Below are 19,894 nucleotides of genomic sequence, written 5' to 3'. Positions count from 1 at the left end.
GGGTTGCGGCACGGCGCGGCCTTGCTACGACTTTGGCGCGCGCCCCAGGGTGGCGCCATGCAGCAAGGGGCAGAGAATGAGCAGGAGTTTGAAACGGGTGCGCGCCACGCTGGAGGCCGCCGGGGCGACGCCAGAGATACGCGAGACGGCCCTAGCACGCACGGCGGTCGATGCGGCCACCGCACTTGGCTGTGCGGTCGACCAGATTGCGAAATCCATCGTCCTTCGCGGCGAAAACAGCGGCGCGGCGCTGCTTTTCATCACTGCGGGCGCTCAGCAGGTCGATCTGGACCGCGCCGCAGCACTGGCCGGGGAACCATTGGGCAAGGCAGATGCCGCACTGATCCGGGCGCAGACCGGCTTTGCCATCGGCGGCGTGGCACCGCTGGGCCATATCACGCCACCCCGCGCTTGGTTTGACCGAAATCTGCTGCAATTCCCGCTGGTCTGGGCCGCTGCAGGCACGCCGCACCACGTTTTCTGCCTTGAGCCGCAGAAAATGGCGCAGCTTTCCGGCGCGCAGGTTACTGATTTTACTGTCGTTTCCCAAGCAATGTAAAAAACATTCACATAGCCCCTTGCGAAAGGGCCCCGGCGTGCCGATCTATTCAATGTGAAAGACATTCACATCATCCGAAACGCCCGGGCCGGCGACAGGCCCGTCACGACTGAAAGGCTCAACAATGACGACAGTGACCACCGACCCGACCTATGCCCCCCGCCTGAGCTGGCTGGCGCGGGCCGAAAGCTGGATGGACGCACGCGGCAAAGGCGCTTGGATCGCCGCCATGGTGCTCGGCTTCATCTTCTTCTGGCCCCTCGGCCTCGCCCTTCTTGCCTATATGACTTGGAGCAAACGCATGTTCTCTTCAAAATCCTGCAGCCGCAAATCCAGCCGTGCGATGATGTCGCGCTACACCGGCAACAGCGCCTTTGACGCCTATAAGGCAGACACGCTGCGCCGTTTGGAAGAGGAACAGGGCAATTTTGAGGCTTTCCTTGAGCGTCTGCGCGAAGCCAAGGACAAGGCCGAGTTCGACCAGTTCATGGACGAGCGCGCCAAGCGGGACGAGACGCCCACAAGCGCCTGATCCCACCCTGACCCCGCCTCCCGGCCCGCGCGCCGGGGGGCCTTTCGCAGGAAGCGACATGACCCAGACCCCCGACCCTGATCTACACCCGCAATTCTATGACGGCATCGCTGGCAAGCGGCTGATGGCTTGGATCGTCGATGTGACGCTTGTCATCGTCTTTTGCCTGCTGATCCTGCCCTTCACCGCCTTTACCGGGCTGTTCTTTTTCCCCTTTCTGACGCTTGTGGTGGGTTTTGCCTACCGCGTGGCGACGCTGACCAGCGGGTCGGCCACATGGGGCATGCGCCTGATGGCGATGGAGCTGCGCGACCACCGCGACCGGCCCTTTGATTTCATGACCGCGCTTTTGCATACCATCGGCTATTCGCTGTCGATGACGGTCACGATCATTCAGGTCGTCTCGGCCGTTCTTATCTGCACCACGGCCCGCCGCCAGAGCCTCACGGATATGGCGCTTGGCACGGTGCCGGTGAATTGCCGCCTCAGCCGCTAGGGTATCACGCAAATTTGCCCTTGGCGCAGCGGGGGTGGGTTGATAGCATCCCTCGATAAATGCTGGAAACCCATGCGACATACACTGCCTTTGACACCGCAATTTTATGTCACAGCGCCGCAGCCCTGCCCCTATCTGGAGGGCCGGATGGAGCGCAAGCTGTTCACCGCCCTTCAGGGCGACAATGCCGCACGCCTGAATGACAGCCTATCAAGCCAAGGGTTCCGCCGCTCTCAGAACGTCCTTTACCGCCCGTCTTGCGCCGATTGCGCCGCCTGCCTGTCGGCGCGGATCGACGTGGCGGCCTTTCACCCCAGCAAAAGCCAGCGCCGCATTCTGAACCGCAACGCGGGGCTTGAGCGGCGCGCCACCTCTCCTTGGGCCACGGAAGAGCAATATGACCTGTTCCGCAGCTACCTCGACAGCCGCCATGCGGATGGCGGCATGGCGGATATGGATGTCTTTGAATTCGCCGCAATGATCGAGGAAACGCCGATCCGCAGTCGGGTCATCGAATATACCGACCCCGAGGCCGATAACGCGCTGGTCGGCGTCTGCCTGACGGATGTCTTGGGCGACGGGGTGAGCATGGTCTATTCCTTCTACACGCCCGACCGGCCCCGCAACGGGTTGGGCAATTACATCATCCTCGACCACATCGAAATCGCCCGCGCGGCGGGTCTGCCCTATGTCTACCTTGGCTACTGGGTGCCGGGCAGTCAAAAGATGGGGTATAAGGCCAAGTTCTCGGGTCTTGAGGTTTATATGGGCGGGCAGTGGCAAAAGATGCGCGACCCTGAGGGTTTCGTACCCGACCAGCATCCGCTCAGCAATGATCCCATTGCCGAGCAGGTGGCCAATATCACCCTGCCGGATGTCAGCCCGCGCTAAGGCGCTGAGCAAGCCTATAGATTTTGCGCGTAACCGGGGCGGGCCGTTGGGCTGCCAGATTGAATCACGTGTATAAACACACCCCGTAATTCAATAAAATTCGCCTGAGGGCAGATTTCTTTTCGAAAAGAACCCAAAATGGCGCATCCGCGAAATAAAACAGCAATTAATCCCCACCCAAGCACAAGATTTTCGCCATTTCGCTGTTGACGCCCCCCTTTCCCCCTCATAATCTCACGCCACGCTAAGAGGACCCCTGAGATGATCGACCTAGTCATTATTGTAGGACACACGCGCATGGGCCGGTAACGGTTAACCATAATCCTTCCCATGCGCCCCCGTCAGACCGGGGGTTTTTTTATGCCAAACGCCAATAACCTGCCTTACGGAGCACCCAAGATGAAACGCCAGATGACCGGAGCGAAAATGATCGTCCAAGCCCTGATTGACCAGGGTGTGGACACCGTCTTTGGATATCCCGGTGGCGCGGTGCTACCGATTTACGACGAGGTCTTTCAGCAGAACTCGATCAAACACGTTCTGGTGCGCCACGAGCAAGGTGCGGTGCATGCCGCCGAAGGCTATGCCCGCTCGACCGGCAAACCCGGCGTTGTGCTGGTGACTTCCGGCCCCGGTGCCACCAACGCGGTCACCGGCCTGACGGATGCGCTGCTGGATTCCATTCCGCTGGTGGTGCTGACCGGTCAGGTGCCGACCTTTATGATCGGCTCTGATGCGTTTCAGGAGGCCGACACCGTGGGCATCACCCGCCCCTGCACCAAGCACAACTGGCTGGTGAAAGAAACCGACACCCTTGGTGCCACGCTGCACGAAGCCTTTCATGTCGCCACCCACGGCCGCCCCGGCCCGGTACTGATCGACATTCCCAAAGACGTGCAATTTGCCACGGGCCATTACGAGTCCCCCAAACCCTCCACCTCGCGCTATCAACCGCAGGTCAAGGGCGATATGGCCGAGATCACCGAACTGGTGGCGGCGATGGAGACGGCCAAGCGCCCGATCTTCTACACCGGCGGCGGCGTCATCAACTCCGGCCCGGCGGCCAGCCAGCTGCTGCGCGAGTTGGTCGATGCCACGGGTTTCCCGATCACATCGACGTTGATGGGTCTCGGCGCATACCCTGCGTCCGGTGACAAATGGCTGGGCATGTTGGGGATGCACGGGCTGTATGAAGCCAATATGGCGATGCATGACTGCGATCTGATGATCAACATCGGCGCGCGGTTCGACGACCGGATCACCGGCGTCATCGACAGTTTCAGCCCCAAATCCACCAAGGCGCATATCGACATCGACCCGTCGTCGATCAACAAGGTGATCCGCATCGACATTCCAATTGTCGGTGACGTGGGCCATGTGCTCGAAGACTTGCTGAAGGTTTGGAAATCCCGCGGCCGCAAGACCAACAGTGAGGGGCTCGCCAAATGGTGGTCCAAGATTGAGGAATGGCGCGCAAAGGATTGTCTGAAGTTCACCCAATCCGGCAAGGTCATCAAACCCCAGCACGCGCTGTCGCGGCTCGAAGCGCTGACCAAGGGTCATGACCGTTATATCACCACCGAAGTGGGCCAGCACCAGATGTGGGCCGCGCAATACCTCGGTTTTGAAGAGCCGAACCGCTGGATGACGAGCGGTGGCCTCGGGACCATGGGCTATGGTTTCCCGGCCTCCATCGGGGTGCAGATGGCGCATCCCGACGCCCTCGTGATCAATGTGGCGGGCGAAGCCTCGTGGTTGATGAACATGCAAGAGATGGGCACAGCGATGCAATTCGGCCTGCCGGTCAAACAGTTCATCCTCAACAACGAACGCCTTGGCATGGTCCGCCAGTGGCAGGAACTGCTGCACGGCGAGCGTTATTCGCAAAGCTGGTCCGAAGCCCTGCCCGATTTCGTCAAACTGGCCGAAGCCTTTGGCGCCAAGGGGATCATCTGCCACGACCCCGACGATCTGGATGACGCGATCATGGAGATGATCAACTACGACGGGCCTGTGATCTTTGACTGTCTGGTTGAGAAGCACGAAAACTGCTTCCCGATGATCCCAAGCGGCAAGGCGCATAACGAAATGCTGCTGCCGGGGGATCATGAGACCCAAGGTGTGATCGACGCAAAAGGCTCAGTGCTGGTGTGACCCGTTTTCTTTCAAAGAAAACGACCGGGAATTTTTAAAAAATTCCCGCGGCTAGATAAAAGGACAAAGACATGGCTGCCCTAAAAATCAAGAAAGGTGCGACCTCGCATTCCGCCTATAACCTACGGCCCAATTTCTCGGATGTGGTCGAAAAACACACGCTTGCAGTGCTGGTCGAGAACGAACCCGGCGCGCTGGCGCGGGTGATTGGCCTGTTCTCGGGGCGTGGCTATAACATCGACAGCCTGACCGTGGCCGAGGTGGACCACACTGGGCATCTGTCGCGCATCACCATCGTCACCAGCGGCACGCCACAGGTGATCGAGCAGATCAAGGCGCAGGTGGGTCGGATCGTGCCGGTGCACGAGGTGCATGACCTCACCGTCGAAGGCCCAAGCGTTGAGCGTGAACTGGCGATCTTCAAGGTTGTCGGCAAGGGCGACCACCGGGTCGAAGCGCTGCGGCTTGCGGATATCTTCCGCGCCAATGTGGTCGACAGCACGCTGGAAAGCTTTGTTTTCGAGATCACCGGCGCGCCGGATAAAATTGACGCTTTCGCCGAATTGATGCGCCCGCTGGGGCTGGCCGATGTTGCCCGCACGGGCGTTGCCGCCCTCGCCCGCGGGGTCTGATCGGGTTGGGAGTCAGGCTTTGAGCTGGGCCGCGCCGCATCGGCGCGGTCCCGGCTTGATCGTAAAGGGTATGATCTGAGCGCCCCCGCGCGGTTTTGCCGCCTGCGGCTCTTGCACCGCGGGCCTATCATGGCGCAGGGCGTCGGGCAGATATGACGCCGCATCCTCCAGAACCACCCTTGGGTTATCCGCGATGCGTAGTTTGCGATGCACTGTGATGCCGAACTGTACCATGTCGCCCGGGTCGAACCCCGAACCGTGCCCCATACAGATCGCAGGCTCTTCGTAATAGGCAAGATCGCCCTGATCTTCGCACCAAAACACTGCTTTGCCAGCGGTATTATCGCTCCACAGAACTACACCAATCATAGTACCCCCCGCTTCTGATAATTGACCTTCATTCTGCGACAATCGAAAAAGGTGTAACATAGGTTAAAATGCAACGCCCGCTTGCATTTTGTGTCGGTTCCAGTAGGGTCAACCACAAATCAGCGTCACCTCTGATGCGCCTTCGCGTCAGCAGGTCAATCCTCTGGCCATAACAGCCCGTATTCTTCGGCTGCGTCGCAAATCAGAACGAGGCCGCATGTCCGCTTCCAACCGCTCCCCTTCTGAACTTCGCAGCATGTTCGGCGCCAATCTGCGCCAGTTGGCGGCGGAATATACGTCGATCTCCGATCTTGCCCGGCAACTTGGGATCAACCGTACGCAGTTCAACCGCTACCTGTCGGGCGAAAGCTTCCCCCGGCCCGACGTGCTGGCCCGGATCTGCCGCTTTTTTGAAATCGATGCGCGGGTGTTGCTGGAGCCAGTCACCGAGATTTCGCTCAACCAAGATCCGATCAACAACAGTTTCCTGCGGGACTTCCTTGGGACCGGGGTTCAGAACGTGCCCGAGGCGGATTTTCCCAGCGGCTTTTACCGCTTCGCACGGCGGTCGTTTCTGGATCACGACAGGTTTGTGACCGGGGTCGTCTACATCAAGCGCGACGGCAGCAGCACCTTCCTGCGGGGTTATGAGAGCGCGCATTCCCTGCGCCAGCAAGGGCTGCCCACCAGCCCCACGGCGCGCGAATATCGCGGCATCGTTTCGCAGCAAGAGAATGGCGTTTCCATCGTCGTATCGCGGCGTCGCACGCTGACCGGGTCGTTCAACTACCTCAACCGTGTCGCTTCTTTCGAGAATAACTTTTGGGTGGGATATGTCACCCGCACCGCGCCCGAGAGTGCTGCGGGCGCGCGGGTGACGCGGCTGACCTACGAATACATTGGCAAAGATCCCAAAACGGTGCTGCCCGCGGCGCGGCAGGCGGGATTTATCGACATCGACGCCCTGATGCCCTATCACCGCCGCCTGCTTCAGCCCGACGCGCCGTTCAATTGAGGCCTGCTACAGCCGGGGTGGCTGCGCCTGCGGATAGCCTGTCGCCCGATGCCAGCCCTGCGCCAGTTGCAACAAGCGCGCGTCGCTGCCGCGTTTGCCGATCAGTTGCAGCCCCAAAGGCAGGCCGCGGCTGTCGAAACCTGCAGGAATATTCACCACCGGCAGACCGATCAGGCTTGCGGGCACCACCACCTGCATCCAGCGGTGATAGCTGTCCATCGGCTGGCCATTGATTTCGGTCGGGTGCACCATCCCAACATCGAACGGCCAGACCTGCGCGGAGGGCAGCACCAGAACGTCGACCTCTTCGAACAGAGCATGTGCGGCGCGGAACCAATCGGAGCGGATGCCGCTGGCGCGCTGGATATCAGAGGCAGAGAACCCCTGCCCGCGCGCGACCTCCCATTGCGCAGCGGGTTTCAACCCGTCCTGCCGCGCCGGATCGTCGTAGATCGCCCCCAATGAGGCCGCCACGGCAAAGGACCGCAACGTGATCCAGCTTTCCCACATCGCATCTGCATCAAAAGGCGCGGCGATGGGTGTGACCTCATGCCCCAGCCCGGCCAAACGGTTCAATGCGGCTTCGCTCAGGTCAATGATCCCCGGCTCGCAGGGGAAGGCACCGCCCCAATCGCCCAGCCACCCCACACGCTGCGCGGGCAGGGCCGCATCGATATCCGGGGCCGTATCCGGGCCGGAGCGGGTCAGGGGTTGGCGCGGGTCGGCGCCGCTCATCACATCAAGAAGGGCGGCGAGGTCACGGGGGCTGCGCGCCATCGGCCCCAAGGTCGAAAGCTGGTGCAGAAACAGATCGCCGCCATCATCCGACGGCACCCTGCCCCATGTCGGCCGCATCCCGTAGACGTTGTTCCAGCCCGCCGGATTGCGCAGGGATCCCATCATGTCGGACCCATCGGCAACGGCAACCATCCGCGCCGCCAGTGCCGCCGCCGCCCCGCCCGAGGAACCGCCAGCCGAGCGGCCTAGGTCATAAGGGTTGCACGTCGCGCCATGAACCGGATTGAACGTATGACTGCCGAGGCCAAACTCCGGCGTGTTGGTTTTGCCGATGACGATCGCCCCTGCCGCGCGAAGCCGCGCAACAGCGGGATGATCCCGCTCGGCCGGCTGGGCACCGAAAAGCGGTGACCCTTGAGACGTTGGCAGCCCCTCTGCGTCAGCCAAATCCTTGATCGCCATGGGGATACCGTGCAGCCAGCCCTTGCGCGGGCTGGCGTCGGACGCCTCTGCCTCGGCCAGCAATGTGTCACGGTCGCGGAGGGAGATGACGGCATTCACCTTGCCGTTCACCGCCTCGATCCGCGCAAGTGTCGCCTGCATCAGTTCAACCGCAGAAATCCTGCGCGCGGCCAGCGCCTCGGACAGGTCCGAAGCGTCCCAATCTAGCAAATCCATCATGTCCCCCTATTGCTACATATTATTCCATGAAGGGGGACGGCACCGGCTTAGTCGCCCTGCGCCTCGGCCCGGCTTTTGCCCGAGACCGCCAGCGCCAGCGTTGCCCCCATCAGCCCATCCAGATCACCGTCGAGAACACCCTTGGTGTCCGATGTCTCGTAATTGGTGCGAAGGTCTTTCACCATTTGATAAGGCTGCAAGACATAGGACCGGATTTGGTTGCCCCAGCCCGCGTCGCCCGCGTTCTCATGCGCCTCGTTCACGAGGGCTGAACGCTTGTCCAACTCCATCTGATAAAGCCGCGATTTCAGCGCTTTCATGGCGATGTCGCGGTTCTGGTGCTGCGACTTTTCCGAAGAGGTCACGACGATCCCGGTGGGATGGTGGGTGATCCGCACCGCCGAGTCGGTGGTGTTGACGTGCTGGCCGCCCGCGCCGGACGACCGGTAGGTGTCGATGCGGATGTCCGAAGGGTTCACTTCGATCTCGATGTTGTCGTCGACCACGGGGTAGACTTTTACGGAGGTGAAAGAGGTGTGCCGCTTGGCCGCAGAGTCGAAGGGCGAGATGCGCACCAAGCGGTGCACGCCGCTTTCGGACTTCAGCCAGCCGTAGGCGTTGTGCCCTTCAATCTTATAGGTCGCGGATTTGATGCCCGCCTCGTCGCCCGCGCTTTCGGCCTGAAGATCGACTTTATAGCCTTTCTTCTCGGCCCAACGAACATACATCCGCGCCAGCATGCTGGCCCAGTCGCAGCTTTCCGTACCGCCCGCGCCTGCGTTGATCTCTAGGAAGGTGTCGTTGCTGTCAGCCTCACCATTCAGCAGCGCTTCGAGTTCCTTTTGGGCGGCCTTTTCCGCCAGCGCCTTCAGCGCGGCCTCGGCGTCGGAGATGACCTCCTCGTCCTCTTCCATCTCGCCCAACTCGATCAGTTCGACGTTGTCGGCCAGTTCCTGTTTGATGCCCTCATAGGTGTCGATAGCATCCACCAGCGACTGGCGCTCACGCATCAGCTTTTGCGCGGCATCAGGGTTGTCCCAAAGGTTCGGATCTTCGACGCGGGCGTTGAATTCTTCCAGCCGGTAGGGCGCGGTCTCCACATCCAGTCGCTGGGCCAGCAATTCCAGCGATTTGCTGATCTGGTCCGCGGTATTCTGTGCCTCTGCGCGCATGTGTGCCTGCCTTTGATAAGTAATGCGGCCCCGAAAACCGGAGCCGCACGAGAGATAGACCAGCCCGCCAGCGGCGGCAAGTGGGGGGAGGCAAAGCGCGCCTTCGCCCCGCCGACCTGATTAGTAGAGACCGCCCGAGCTCAGCGTGCCAAAGCTTGCCTTGGGGCCGACGGTGGCCTTTTTGCCCGTCGATGTGGTGACCTGACGCGAAGACGATGCAGCCGAGCCGCCCAGTTCCTCGACCAATGGCAGGTCCGTCCCCATGGCAAAGCCGCCATCGAAGGAGATGCCAAACAGCGGCTCTTCGCCATCGCGGAAACATTCCGACACCACATTTCCACCCGAGGCGTTATCGCTCAGCCGCGCGCCGCTGAAACGGTCGATCTTGATAAAGCGGCACTGTTCGGGGACCGCAAAGTCACCGCCGCCGTATTTCTTGATCGCCTCAGACATGAAGCGCTGGAAGACCGGCGCGCAAAGCCGCCCGCCGCCCGCGCCCCGACCCATCGGGCGCGGCGTGTCGAAACCGATGTAGCAGCCTGCCACCACGTTGGACGAAAAGCCGACGAACCATGCGTCTTTCTCATCGTTGGTGGTGCCGGTCTTGCCCGCGATCGGCACCGGCAGGTTGACCGCATTGCGGGCCGTGCCGCGTTCGACCACGCCGCGCATCATCGAGGTCAGCTGATAGGCCGTCACCGGGTCCATCACCCGCTCGCGGTTGGAAATGATCCGCGGCGCTGCGCCGGGCGCGAGGTTGATCTGCTCACAGTCGTAGCACTTGCGTTCGTCATGTTTGTAGACGGTGCGGCCATAGCGGTCTTGCACCCGGTCAACCAACGTGGGCTGCACCCGTTCGCCGCCGTTGGCGAACATCGCATAGGCCGATACCATTTGATACAGCGTGGTTTCCTGACTGCCGAGTGCATTCGACAGCAGCGGCGCCAGATCGTCATAAACGCCGAAACGCTCGGCATAGCTGCCGACCACATCCATTCCGACTTCTTGCGCCAGACGGATGGTCATCAGGTTGCGCGACTGTTCGATCCCGGTGCGCAGGGGCGCGGGGCCATAGAATTTATGCGAGGCGTTCTGGGGCCGCCAGACACCCTGCGGTGTGTTGATCTCAATCGGGGCGTCGACCACGATGGTCGCCGGGCTATAGCCACTGTCGAGCGCGGAGGCATAGACGAAGGGCTTAAAGCTCGACCCCGGCTGCCGTTTGGCTTGGGTCGCGCGGTTAAACACGCTCGCCTGATAAGAGAACCCGCCCTGCATCGCAATCACCCGGCCCGTGTGCACGTCCATGGCGACGAAACCGCCCTGCACTTCGGGCACCTGCCGCAGCGTCCAGCGGATGAAGGAACCGTCGCTATCGGAGGTCATGCGGCGCACCAACACCACTTCGCCAACCTCAAGCAGATCACCTGCGACCTGAGCCTTGGAGGCCAGTTTGCCGTCGTCCAAGCGCTTGCGCGCCCATTGCACATCATCGGCAGGAATCCAGTGACCATCTTGATCTTCATCGACCCCTTCGATGCCGATCCGCGCATCGCTATTGCCGACCTCCAGCACCACGGCAGGATACCACTGGTTCTCCAGATCGATGTCGCGCGGCACCCGCAGGTCCGCGAGGGCGGCGCGCCATTTCTCTTCGCTGGTCAACTGATCGGCGGGGATTTCGAACCGTGTGCCGCGCCAGATGCCCTGCCCGCGGTCATATTGCTCCAACTGACGGCGCAGCGCATTGGCGGCAATGGGCTGCATTTCGTTGTCGATGGTCGCGCGCACGGTCAAACCGCCGGTAAAGAACTCACCCTCGCCGAAGTTCTCGCTGAGCTGACGGCGAATTTCATCGGTGAAGTAATCGCGCGGCGGCAGCTCGGCCTTGAAGCTTTCAAAATCACCGTTCTGGACCGAGCGCAGCGGCAGCGCCACTTCCGTCTCATAAGCCGCTTCCGAAATATAGCCGTTCTCCTTCATCTCGCGCAGCACGAAGTTCCGACGGGCCAACAAGCGGTCCTTGCGGCGCACCGGGTGGTAATCCGACGGCGCCTTGGGCAGCGACGCGAGGAAGGCGGCCTCATGCGGGGCCAACTCGCTCAACGTTTTGTTGAAATAGGTCTGGCTGGCCGCGGCCACGCCATAGGAGTTCTGCCCGAGGAAAATCTCATTCAGGTAAAGCTCAAGGATCTTCTCTTTGCTCAGCGTCTCTTCGATGCGGGTGGCGAGGATGATCTCTTTGATCTTGCGCTCGGCCCGGCGGTCACCCGACAGCAGGAAGTTCTTCATCACCTGCTGGGTGATGGTCGAGGCACCGCGCACATCGCGGCCACGGGATTTGACCGCATCCACCGCCGCCGCACCGATGCCGCGCAGGTCATAGCCTTCGTGGGTGTAAAAGTTCTTGTCTTCCGCCGAGATGAACGCCTGTTTCACCAGATCCGGGATGGTGTTGGCGGGCGCAAAAAGACGGCGCTCCTTGGCGAATTCATCGATCAAACGGCCTTGGCCCGAGTAAATCCGGCTGATCGTCGGCGGCGTATATTGCGCCAGCGACTCATGGCTGGGCAAATCCCGGCCATACATCCAGAACACCGCCCCGATGGTCAAAGCCACCATGCCGACGCTCAGGGTCAGGGTGGTAAAAATCCCCCCGAAAAAGGACAGAACAAATCGAAACACGCGCGCGGACCACCATTGGCTAGGGACAGTTCCGAGCCTATACAGGATGCACTGGCTCGGGTCAAAACACATGGCCGCCAGCGAGGGCGAATGTTCGCCCATCGCCAAACCGGCCATATCATTCTAATTTACTTTCTGATCAAGGGCTTGAGCGCCGCATCCTGATCACGCCAGGCAACGATCGCATCCGCCATAGCGCTCACCATCGACGCGCGCCACACCGGATCGCGCAGATTGGTCAGATCCCGTTTCGAACTGAGGAACCCCACTTCGACCAGAACCGATGGAATATCCGCAGATTTCAAGACTGAAAACCCGGCCCGCCGCAGCGGTCGGCTGTTCATCGGCCCGCCCGCCGCACGCATGCCTTCGACCAAAGTCGCGGCCAAAGCATCTGAACGCGGCTCGGTCTCTTGGCGGGCAAGATCAAGCAAGATACCCGCCACCTGATCATCCGAGCCGGTCAAATCTGCACCCGCGATGATGTCGGACCGGTCATGCCGCGCGGCAAGATGTTCGGTCGCCACGTCGCTGGCATCATCCGAAAGGGTATAGACTGTGGCCCCGCTCGCCCCGCCCTGCGACAGGCTGTCGGCGTGAAGGGAGATGAAAAGGTCCGCCTCGGCCTGATGGGCGATGGCCACCCGGTACTCCAGCGCCACAAAGATATCATCGTCACGAGTCAGCAACACATCCACGCCCTTGCGCCGCAGCGCATCGCGCAGATCGCGGGCGAAGTTCAGCATCAGATCTTTTTCGTCCAGCCCCTCGCGCTGCGCGCCGGGGTCGATGCCGCCGTGACCGGGGTCCAACACGATGGTAAAGCTGTCCTTATCCACCGCCGCGGGCTTTGGCGGGGCGGTGAGCGCGGTGGTCCAATCGGGATCCACGGGCACGCCCGCGGCCTTGGCAAAAACCTCCGCCGCGACGGTTTCCAACGTAATTTCAAGCCGCGCCTTACCGCTGCTTGCATCCACTGGCATGCCAATTTCCGCAGGTATCATCGGTTCGGCCAGATCCGCCACCAACCGCGACCACCCCGGCTGAAACGCGCCAAAGCGCAGGGCAGAGATACGGCCCGGTTTCTTCAGCAGGTCGCCGCGCGCCACCTCTGACCAATCGGCCTCACGGAAATCGACGATCAGACGGGCAGGATCATCCAACAGGAAAACCCGGAAAGGCACCCCTTGGCTAAGCGCCACGGTCAGGTCGGCTTTACCAAACCAACCGTCTTTCACCGCGCTCTCCACCGGATCGACCCGCGCCAGCGCGGTCAACTCCTGTGCGGCCCCGGCCACCGGCACAGCACAGACCAGCGCCACTGCCAGTCCCTTAAGAATTGCCCGCATGTTTGACCACCCTGCCCGTTTTCGCCCTTCTACCACCTGCCGCGCGTGCAAACCAGCGCTCAGCGTGCGGCCATGAAGGCTTTGAGCCGGGCAATCCCCTCTTCCATGTCTGCCGTGCTGCGCGCATAGGAAAAGCGCAGCGTCTTATGCCCCCGCGCCGGGTCGAAATCGAGACCGGGGGTCACGGCGACGCCTGCCTTTTCCAGAATCTCAGCAGCAAAGGCGCGGCTGTCCTCGGTAAAGCGAGAGACATCTGCATAGACATAAAACGCCCCATCGGGCGGCGCGATGTCGGTGAACCCAGCCTCTTTCAACCCGGTGATCATCAGGTCGCGGTTGCGGCGATAGACCGCCAGATTGGCCTGCAATTCATCATCGCAGTCCATCGCCGCCAGCGCCGCGATCTGGCTGGCATGGGGGGCGCAGATGAACATGTTTTGCGCGATCCGCTCAACCACGCGCACCTGATCTTCGGGGACCACCATCCAACCCACGCGCCAGCCGGTCATCGAGAAATATTTCGAGAAGGAGTTGATGACATAGCAGTCGTCGGTGACCTCCAGCGCGGTCACGGCCTTCTTGTCGTATTCGATGCCATGGTAAATCTCATCCGAGATGAAGGACATGTCATTGGCCACACAGGCATCCGTCAGCGCCGAAAGCGCAGGCCGGTCCAGCATCGTGCCCGAGGGGTTGGCAGGAGAGGCCACCAACAACCCGCACAGGTCTTCGCCCGCGAAATCAGAGGCCACAGGTTGGTAGCGGTTTTCCGGTGCGGCGGGCAGATCGACCGGCTGCATCCCCAAGGCGCGCAGGATCTGGCGGTAGCTGGGATAGCCCGGCGCGCCGATGCCCACCCTGTCTCCGGAATCAAACAGCGCGGTAAAGGCCAGCAGAAACCCGCCCGAGGATCCGGGCGTGATCACCACCCGCGCCGGGTCCAGATCCACGTTGTACCATTCCCCGTACATCCGCGCGATCCGTGCGCGCAGCGCGGGCAAGCCAAGCGCCACGGTATAGCCAAGCGCGCCTTCTCCCATGGCTTTTGTCAACGTCTCGGCCGCCCCATTGGGCGCGCCTGTGCCGGGCTGGCCGACCTCCATATGAATGATGTGACGGCCCGCCTCTTCGGCGGCGCTGGCGGCCTGCATCACGTCCATCACGATAAAGGGATCAACGGCGGACCTGGTTGAATTGCGCATGGGCTTGCTCCTACTCTCGGCATATGCTTTCACCGCGCCTGATGCCGGGCGTCAACCCTTGGCCCCTATTTCGCAGCTTTACCGAAAGGACCGCCCATGTTCACCCGCCTCATCGCCCCCGCCTTTGCCAGCGCGCTGGCCCTTGCCGCCCCCGCCGGGGCCATGGACTTGACCGAGCTAACCGACGCCGAGCGCGCGCAGTTCCGCGCCGAAGTCCGCGCCTATCTGATGGAAAACCCCGAGGTGATCCTGCAGGCCGTTGAGCAGATGCAAAACCGTCAGGCCGAAGCGCAGATGCAGGCCGATTTTGATCTGGTCACCGCCAACGCAGATGAAATTTTCGACGACGGTTATTCCTGGGTCGGTGGCAACCCGGATGGCGACATCACGCTGGTCGAATTCCTCGACTACCGCTGCGGCTATTGCAAACGCGCCCATGGCGAAGTGGCCAAGCTGCTGGAAACGGACGGTAATATCAAATTGATTGTCAAAGAATTCCCGATCCTTGGCGATCAATCCATGCTGGCGTCGCGCTTTGCCGTGGCGACCAAACAGGTCGCGGGCGGCGATGCCTACAAGCAGTTGAACGATGCCCTGATGGCCTTCAACGGTGAGGTCTCCCTGCCCGCGCTGCGCCGTTTAGGCGAAAGCTTTGATCTGGATGTCCCGGCGATCGAAGCCAAGATGGACAGCAATGAAGTCATACAGGAAATTACCCAGACCCGCGCGCTGGCGCAAAAGCTGCAGATCACCGGCACCCCTACCTTCGTCATGCAGGATGAGATGCTGCGCGGCTACCTGCCCTACGATCAGATGATGGCACTGGTGGACGAAAAACGCGGCTAAAAATGCGCGCCCCGGCAGCCATGGCAGCTCTCGCGCTGGCCCTGCCTGTCGGGGCCGGTGATCTTCGAACGCTTGACCCCACCGCGCGTGCCGCCTTTGACATTGAATTGCGCGCGGCGATTTTGGCGAATGGCGATGTCATCGCCAAAGCCTTGGCAGCGCCACAGCCCGCGCAATCCGAAATGCGGCAATATATCCAAGACGACCTAACCCTGCTCGAACGCCTCACCCCCGAGCTTCTGGCAGGCCACGCCGTGGCGCTCTTCACCGCGCAAGACTGCGATACCTGCAATACCGCCGTCAAAGAACTAACTGAAATTACAAAGCGCTACGGGCTGACATTCATCCAACACGAACTGCCCACGCCCCAAGCCGCCCGCTGGGCCGCCGCCCTAGGGCTCGACGCTGCCCCCTTCTACGTACTGCCTGAGATGGTGCTCAACGGCCACATGCCGCCCGTGGTCCTAGAGAAATACCTCACCCCCAACCACATTAACCTTCACCACCAACCCGCTGATTAAGAACAGCTTCCAAACAGCCAAAAAGCACGCGCCCCTCCCGGTTCACGCGCCCCCCATCATCTTCATCCTTTTAAAAATACCGCAGCGCACCCTGTCCGCCGCCACCCGGCCAGCGGCCCAGCCACTACCCTATTCCGCCGCTTTCACCGCTTCAGCCTCAATCTGCGCCGCGCGTTCTTCGACCTGCTCGACGATATGCTCGATCATGCCCTCATTCCCAAGCTTATGGCTCTGTTTCCCCGCGAGATAGACCATGCCAGACCCGGCCCCACCGCCGGTGAAACCCACATCGGTCATCAGCGCCTCACCGGGGCCGTTCACCACACAGCCAATGATGCTGAGGCTCATGGGCGTCTTGATATGCTCCAGCCGTTTTTCCAAGGCCTCGACAGTCTTGATTACGTCAAATCCTTGCCGCGCGCAGGAGGGGCAAGAGATGATGTTCACACCGCGATGCCGCAGGCCCAGAGATTTGAGGATCTCATAGCCAACTTTCACCTCTTCGACCGGATCGGCCGACAGAGAAACACGGATCGTGTCACCAATCCCGCTCCACAGCAGATTGCCCAAACCGATGGCCGACTTAATCGTGCCCGACATCAGTCCGCCTGCCTCGGTAATACCAAGGTGGATGGGCGCGTCAGTGGCATCGGCAAGCTGTTGGTAGGCGGCGGCGGCCATGAAGACGTCGGACGCTTTGCAGGAAATCTTGAACTCGTGGAAATCGTTATCTTGCAGGATCTTGATGTGATCCAGACCGCTTTCGACCATCGCATCGGGGCAAGGTTCGCCGTATTTCTCCAGCAAATGCCGCTCCAGCGAGCCTGCATTCACGCCGATCCGAATGGAGCAATTATGGTCCCGCGCGGCCTTGATGACTTCGCGCACGCGCTTTTCGTCGCCGATGTTGCCGGGGTTGATGCGCAGGCAGGCGGCACCGGCCTCGGCGGCCTCGATCCCGCGTTTGTAATGGAAATGAATGTCCGCCACGATGGGCACAGACACCTCGCGCACGATCTCACGCAGGGCTTTGGAAGACGCCTCATCCGGGACCGAAACCCGTACGATATCCGCGCCCGCATCGGCGGCGGTCTGCACCTGTTGGATGGTGGCGGCCACATCAGTGGTCAGCGTATTCGTCATGGTCTGCACGGTGATCGGCGCATCACCGCCCACTGGCACATTGCCCACCATGATCTGCCGGGACTTGCGACGCGGAATATCGCGCCAAGGGCGAATGGAATGAAGCGACATGAAGACACCTTTCGCGGGATCAGGGGCTATGGCCCCTACCTATTCAGCCGGGGCATCATGTGCAATGGGAAGCGACGGCCCGCGCGCTTAGCTGCCCTGACAGGGCATCGCCGCCAGCGCGGAAGGGTCAAGCGAGCCTTCCAGATCGGCGAACATCCGGCTCAGCGATTGCTCTGCCTTTGGGTCAACTGGCTGATAAAGTTCGGCCAGCGCCTGCGCGTGGAGCGGCACATTCGAAGTGACAGCACCACGCGGCCCGACAGGGCCGAAACATCCGTCTGCCATCGCGAAATAAAGCGCACCGGATTCGCCCGTCCGCAGGGAGGGCGGCTCTTCGGTGACGGGGACATCCCATGTGTCGCCCTTGTTCATCACGCCTTCGAAAATCACCGTGCCATCGGCGGCGCGCACCCGCACCCATGAGGGATAGGCCGCGACCATGCGCACCTTGTCTCCCAAAGGCTCAACCACCTGCGGTTTGGGCAGATCGGTCTCGGCATTGGCAAGCATCAGGGCTTCGTCGATGGCAGCGTCGATCGTGCCATTCTCGGCCACGGCGGTGCTTGGCTCTGCCGTGGCGGGGCGGTCGGGGGTCGGGAAATTGCTGACGGAGCGCGGATCGATGGAGGCAATGGGCGCATCACGCGCCACCAACACCGGCACATCCAAAGCCTGCGGGCGATAAAGCCGGTCGAGCGCATCAGCGCGCGGGCTTTCCACGCTTTGGGGCGCAGCGGAATCGTCTTCTGCGTCTGGTGCGCGGGCCAGTGCCCCGTCCAGCGGATCAAGGTCGGACAGCACAATCGGGGTCTGATCCACCGGCGCCACCTGCACGCGCTGCACCTCTTTCAGGACGGTCCAGCCGCCAAAGCCGATGGCAGAGATCAGCGCGATCAGCACCAGCGAAGAGCCGACAGCACCGGGCTCAATCCGACTGAGCAGCCCATCGCCCGTGGGCACGAAAGGCGTATTGGGGCGGGCGAAAAGATCGTCTTCTTTCGGGGTCTTACGGCGTTCTTCGAAACTGGGCTTTTTAACCACCGAGGCTTCGGCGGACATGCCATGGGCCACGGCGAAACCGGATTCCTTGCAGAATGCGGCAAAGGCCTGATCGGGGTCCATGTTGAGGTAGCGTGCGTAGGAGCGCACGTAGCCCGCGATGAAACCGGGCGTGTCGAATGCACCCGGATCGCAATTCTCAATCGCCGCGATATAGGAGGCTTTGATGCGCAATTCGCGCTGCACGTCGAGCAGGGATTTACCGAGCGTGGCGCGTTCACCGCGCATGACATCCCCCAACCGCAATTCGAATGCATCGAACCCTTTGGGTTCGACTGTTTCGTCCTCAGCGGTTCTGGAGGCCCATCGCCCGATCATCAATATGCCCTGTCCCTGTTAGCCTGTAGCTTTGATCCAAACACGCCCCAACGATTCGGATGTAGCCTTTTCTTGACAAAAGGCTACCACAAGACAACGCAAAACACGAATAGCGCTGCGTTAGCCCGCAGCTTCGGCACGATTCAGCGCACAATGAGACCAGAGCGTGTCCATCCCGCGAACAAGCGCATCCATTTCCTTGGGCCCATGCACCGGCGACGGCGTGAAGCGCAGCCGCTCTGTACCGCGTGGCACGGTGGGGAAGTTGATGGGCTGGACATAGATGCCGTGATCTTCGAGCAGCATGTCCGACAGCAGCTTGGTATGGACCGGGTTGCCCACCATGACGGGCACGATATGGCTGCCGTGGTCGATGATCGGCAGACCCAACCCCTTGAGCCGCAATTTCAGCGCCTTGGCCTGCTGCTGGTGCTTTTCGCGCAGTTCCGGCGCGCGTTTGAGATAGGCAACCGAAGCCGCCGCCCCCGCCGCCACGGCGGGCGGCAGCGAAGTGGTAAAGATGAAGCCCGGCGCATAGGAGCGGATCGCGTCGCACATCTTGGCCGAGGCCGCGATATAGCCGCCCATGACGCCGTAAGCCTTGGCCAGCGTGCCGTTGATGATGTCGAGCCGGTGCATCAGGCGGTCACGCTCTGCCACCCCTGCCCCGCGCGGGCCGTACATGCCCACGGCGTGCACTTCGTCGATATAGGTCAGCGCGCCGAATTCATCAGCCAGATCACAAATCTCTTCGATGGGGCCGAAATCACCGTCCATGGAATAGATCGATTCAAATGCAATAAGCTTGGGCGCGGCGGGGTCATCAGCCTCCATCAACTCGCGCAGATGGTCCAGATCGTTATGGCGGAAGATGCGCTTGGCCCCGCCATTGCGGCGCACCCCTTCGATCATGGAGGCATGGTTCAGCGCGTCGGAATAGATGATCAGCCCCGGAAACAGCTTGGGCAGCGTGGAAAGCGTGGCATCGTTGGCGATATAGGCCGAGGTGAACAGCAGCGCCGCTTCCTTGCCATGCAGATCGGCCAGTTCAGCCTCAAGCTGTTTGTGGTAAACCGTTGTGCCAGAGATATTGCGCGTGCCGCCAGAGCCTGCCCCGGTCGCGCGCAGGGCCTCTTCCATTGCTTCGATCACAACGGGGTTTTGCCCCATGCCAAGGTAGTCGTTGCCGCACCAAACGGTGATATCTTGCTGCGATCCGTCGGGCTTGGTCCAGACCGCATGGGGGAACTGGCCGTTGCGACGCTCGATGTCGATGAAGGTCCGGTAGCGGCCTTCGTCATGCAGGCGCGCAATCGCCGCGTCGAGCTTCTCGTTATAGTCCATTGCGCGTCTCCATCTTTTGGCGCGAACAGGAAGGGCCCCTTCCATATTCAGCTTTTAGAATGATTACAGATCCAAGG

Annotated in this window: 18 protein-coding genes; 9 read left to right on the top strand and 9 right to left on the bottom strand. The window is 61.3% G+C overall.

Annotated features, from left to right (window positions below; genetic code table 11):
* Positions 1–76 precede the first annotated feature (76 nt).
* From R1T45_RS12080 to ilvN, 6 genes are all read left to right on the top strand, one after another.
* Entirely contained in the window at positions 77–559 is a 483-nt protein-coding gene (locus tag R1T45_RS12080; protein ID WP_317390954.1) for a YbaK/EbsC family protein, read from the top strand.
* Positions 560–683: 124 nt separating this feature from the next.
* The gene (locus R1T45_RS12075; protein ID WP_317390953.1) at positions 684–1,091 is read left to right on the top strand and encodes a DUF2852 domain-containing protein; all 408 of its coding nucleotides are present in this window, start codon (positions 684–686) and stop codon (positions 1,089–1,091) included.
* Between the two features lie 58 nt (positions 1,092–1,149).
* Complete coding sequence (locus tag R1T45_RS12070; RefSeq protein ID WP_317390952.1) at positions 1,150–1,587, top strand: RDD family protein; 438 nt, start codon at positions 1,150–1,152, stop codon at positions 1,585–1,587.
* Between the two features lie 72 nt (positions 1,588–1,659).
* On the top strand, positions 1,660–2,478 hold the full coding sequence (locus R1T45_RS12065; protein WP_317390951.1) for an arginyltransferase: 819 nt from the start codon (positions 1,660–1,662) through the stop codon (positions 2,476–2,478).
* A 399-nt stretch (positions 2,479–2,877) separates the two neighbouring features.
* Positions 2,878–4,632, top strand: a complete 1,755-nt coding sequence (locus R1T45_RS12060; protein WP_120352223.1) for an acetolactate synthase 3 large subunit — start codon at positions 2,878–2,880, stop codon at positions 4,630–4,632.
* A 71-nt stretch (positions 4,633–4,703) separates the two neighbouring features.
* Positions 4,704–5,264, top strand: coding sequence for an acetolactate synthase small subunit (gene ilvN / locus R1T45_RS12055; RefSeq protein ID WP_067626213.1), 561 nt, complete (start codon positions 4,704–4,706; stop codon positions 5,262–5,264).
* Positions 5,265–5,276: 12 nt separating this feature from the next.
* Here the strand turns inward: ilvN and R1T45_RS12050 are convergent, their stop codons facing one another.
* Positions 5,277–5,633: a hypothetical protein gene (locus tag R1T45_RS12050; protein WP_120351276.1), complete on the bottom strand. Its 357-nt coding sequence runs from the start codon at positions 5,631–5,633 to the stop codon at positions 5,277–5,279.
* A 217-nt stretch (positions 5,634–5,850) separates the two neighbouring features.
* Between R1T45_RS12050 and R1T45_RS12045 the strand changes: the two genes are divergently transcribed.
* The gene (locus R1T45_RS12045; RefSeq protein WP_067942423.1) at positions 5,851–6,648 is read left to right on the top strand and encodes a helix-turn-helix domain-containing protein; all 798 of its coding nucleotides are present in this window, start codon (positions 5,851–5,853) and stop codon (positions 6,646–6,648) included.
* Between the two features lie 6 nt (positions 6,649–6,654).
* On the opposite strand, the gene R1T45_RS12040 is transcribed toward R1T45_RS12045, so the two are convergent.
* The 5 genes from R1T45_RS12040 to R1T45_RS12020 form a co-directional block, all read right to left on the bottom strand.
* Complete coding sequence (locus R1T45_RS12040) at positions 6,655–8,064, bottom strand: amidase (RefSeq protein WP_317391081.1); 1,410 nt, start codon at positions 8,062–8,064, stop codon at positions 6,655–6,657.
* Positions 8,065–8,114: 50 nt separating this feature from the next.
* The gene (prfB, locus tag R1T45_RS12035) at positions 8,115–9,239 is read right to left on the bottom strand and encodes a peptide chain release factor 2 (protein ID WP_120351278.1); all 1,125 of its coding nucleotides are present in this window, start codon (positions 9,237–9,239) and stop codon (positions 8,115–8,117) included.
* A gap of 120 nt (positions 9,240–9,359) precedes the next feature.
* Entirely contained in the window at positions 9,360–11,924 is a 2,565-nt protein-coding gene (locus R1T45_RS12030) for a penicillin-binding protein 1A (RefSeq protein ID WP_317390950.1), read from the bottom strand.
* A 128-nt stretch (positions 11,925–12,052) separates the two neighbouring features.
* Positions 12,053–13,273 carry an N-acetylmuramoyl-L-alanine amidase gene (locus tag R1T45_RS12025; RefSeq protein ID WP_317390948.1) on the bottom strand — a complete coding sequence of 407 codons (1,221 nt, stop codon included), beginning with the start codon at positions 13,271–13,273 and terminating at the stop codon, positions 12,053–12,055.
* A gap of 59 nt (positions 13,274–13,332) precedes the next feature.
* Positions 13,333–14,475: a pyridoxal phosphate-dependent aminotransferase gene (locus R1T45_RS12020; protein WP_317390947.1), complete on the bottom strand. Its 1,143-nt coding sequence runs from the start codon at positions 14,473–14,475 to the stop codon at positions 13,333–13,335.
* A 96-nt stretch (positions 14,476–14,571) separates the two neighbouring features.
* On the opposite strand from R1T45_RS12020, the gene R1T45_RS12015 reads away from it, so the two are divergent.
* Both R1T45_RS12015 and R1T45_RS12010 read left to right on the top strand, forming a co-directional pair.
* Positions 14,572–15,321: a DsbA family protein gene (locus tag R1T45_RS12015; RefSeq protein WP_317390946.1), complete on the top strand. Its 750-nt coding sequence runs from the start codon at positions 14,572–14,574 to the stop codon at positions 15,319–15,321.
* Between the two features lie 2 nt (positions 15,322–15,323).
* Positions 15,324–15,842 carry a disulfide bond formation protein DsbA gene (locus R1T45_RS12010; RefSeq protein WP_317390944.1) on the top strand — a complete coding sequence of 173 codons (519 nt, stop codon included), beginning with the start codon at positions 15,324–15,326 and terminating at the stop codon, positions 15,840–15,842.
* Between the two features lie 129 nt (positions 15,843–15,971).
* Here the strand turns inward: R1T45_RS12010 and ispG are convergent, their stop codons facing one another.
* The 3 genes from ispG to hemA all read right to left on the bottom strand — a co-directional run bounded on the left by ispG (position 15,972) and on the right by hemA (position 19,817).
* The gene (ispG, locus tag R1T45_RS12005; RefSeq protein WP_067626200.1) at positions 15,972–17,096 is read right to left on the bottom strand and encodes a flavodoxin-dependent (E)-4-hydroxy-3-methylbut-2-enyl-diphosphate synthase; all 1,125 of its coding nucleotides are present in this window, start codon (positions 17,094–17,096) and stop codon (positions 15,972–15,974) included.
* A gap of 87 nt (positions 17,097–17,183) precedes the next feature.
* Positions 17,184–18,473 (bottom strand): helix-turn-helix domain-containing protein, encoded by a 1,290-nt coding sequence (locus R1T45_RS12000; RefSeq protein ID WP_067626198.1) that lies wholly within the window; start codon positions 18,471–18,473, stop codon positions 17,184–17,186.
* Between the two features lie 120 nt (positions 18,474–18,593).
* On the bottom strand, positions 18,594–19,817 hold the full coding sequence (hemA, locus tag R1T45_RS11995; RefSeq protein WP_120351283.1) for a 5-aminolevulinate synthase: 1,224 nt from the start codon (positions 19,815–19,817) through the stop codon (positions 18,594–18,596).
* Between the last annotated feature and the right edge of the window lie 77 nt (positions 19,818–19,894).

It is taken from the genome of Sulfitobacter sp. LC.270.F.C4, assembly GCF_032922545.1.
Lineage (GTDB): Bacteria > Pseudomonadota > Alphaproteobacteria > Rhodobacterales > Rhodobacteraceae > Sulfitobacter > Sulfitobacter profundi.
This window is presented reverse-complemented; position numbering and strand designations above follow the sequence as displayed.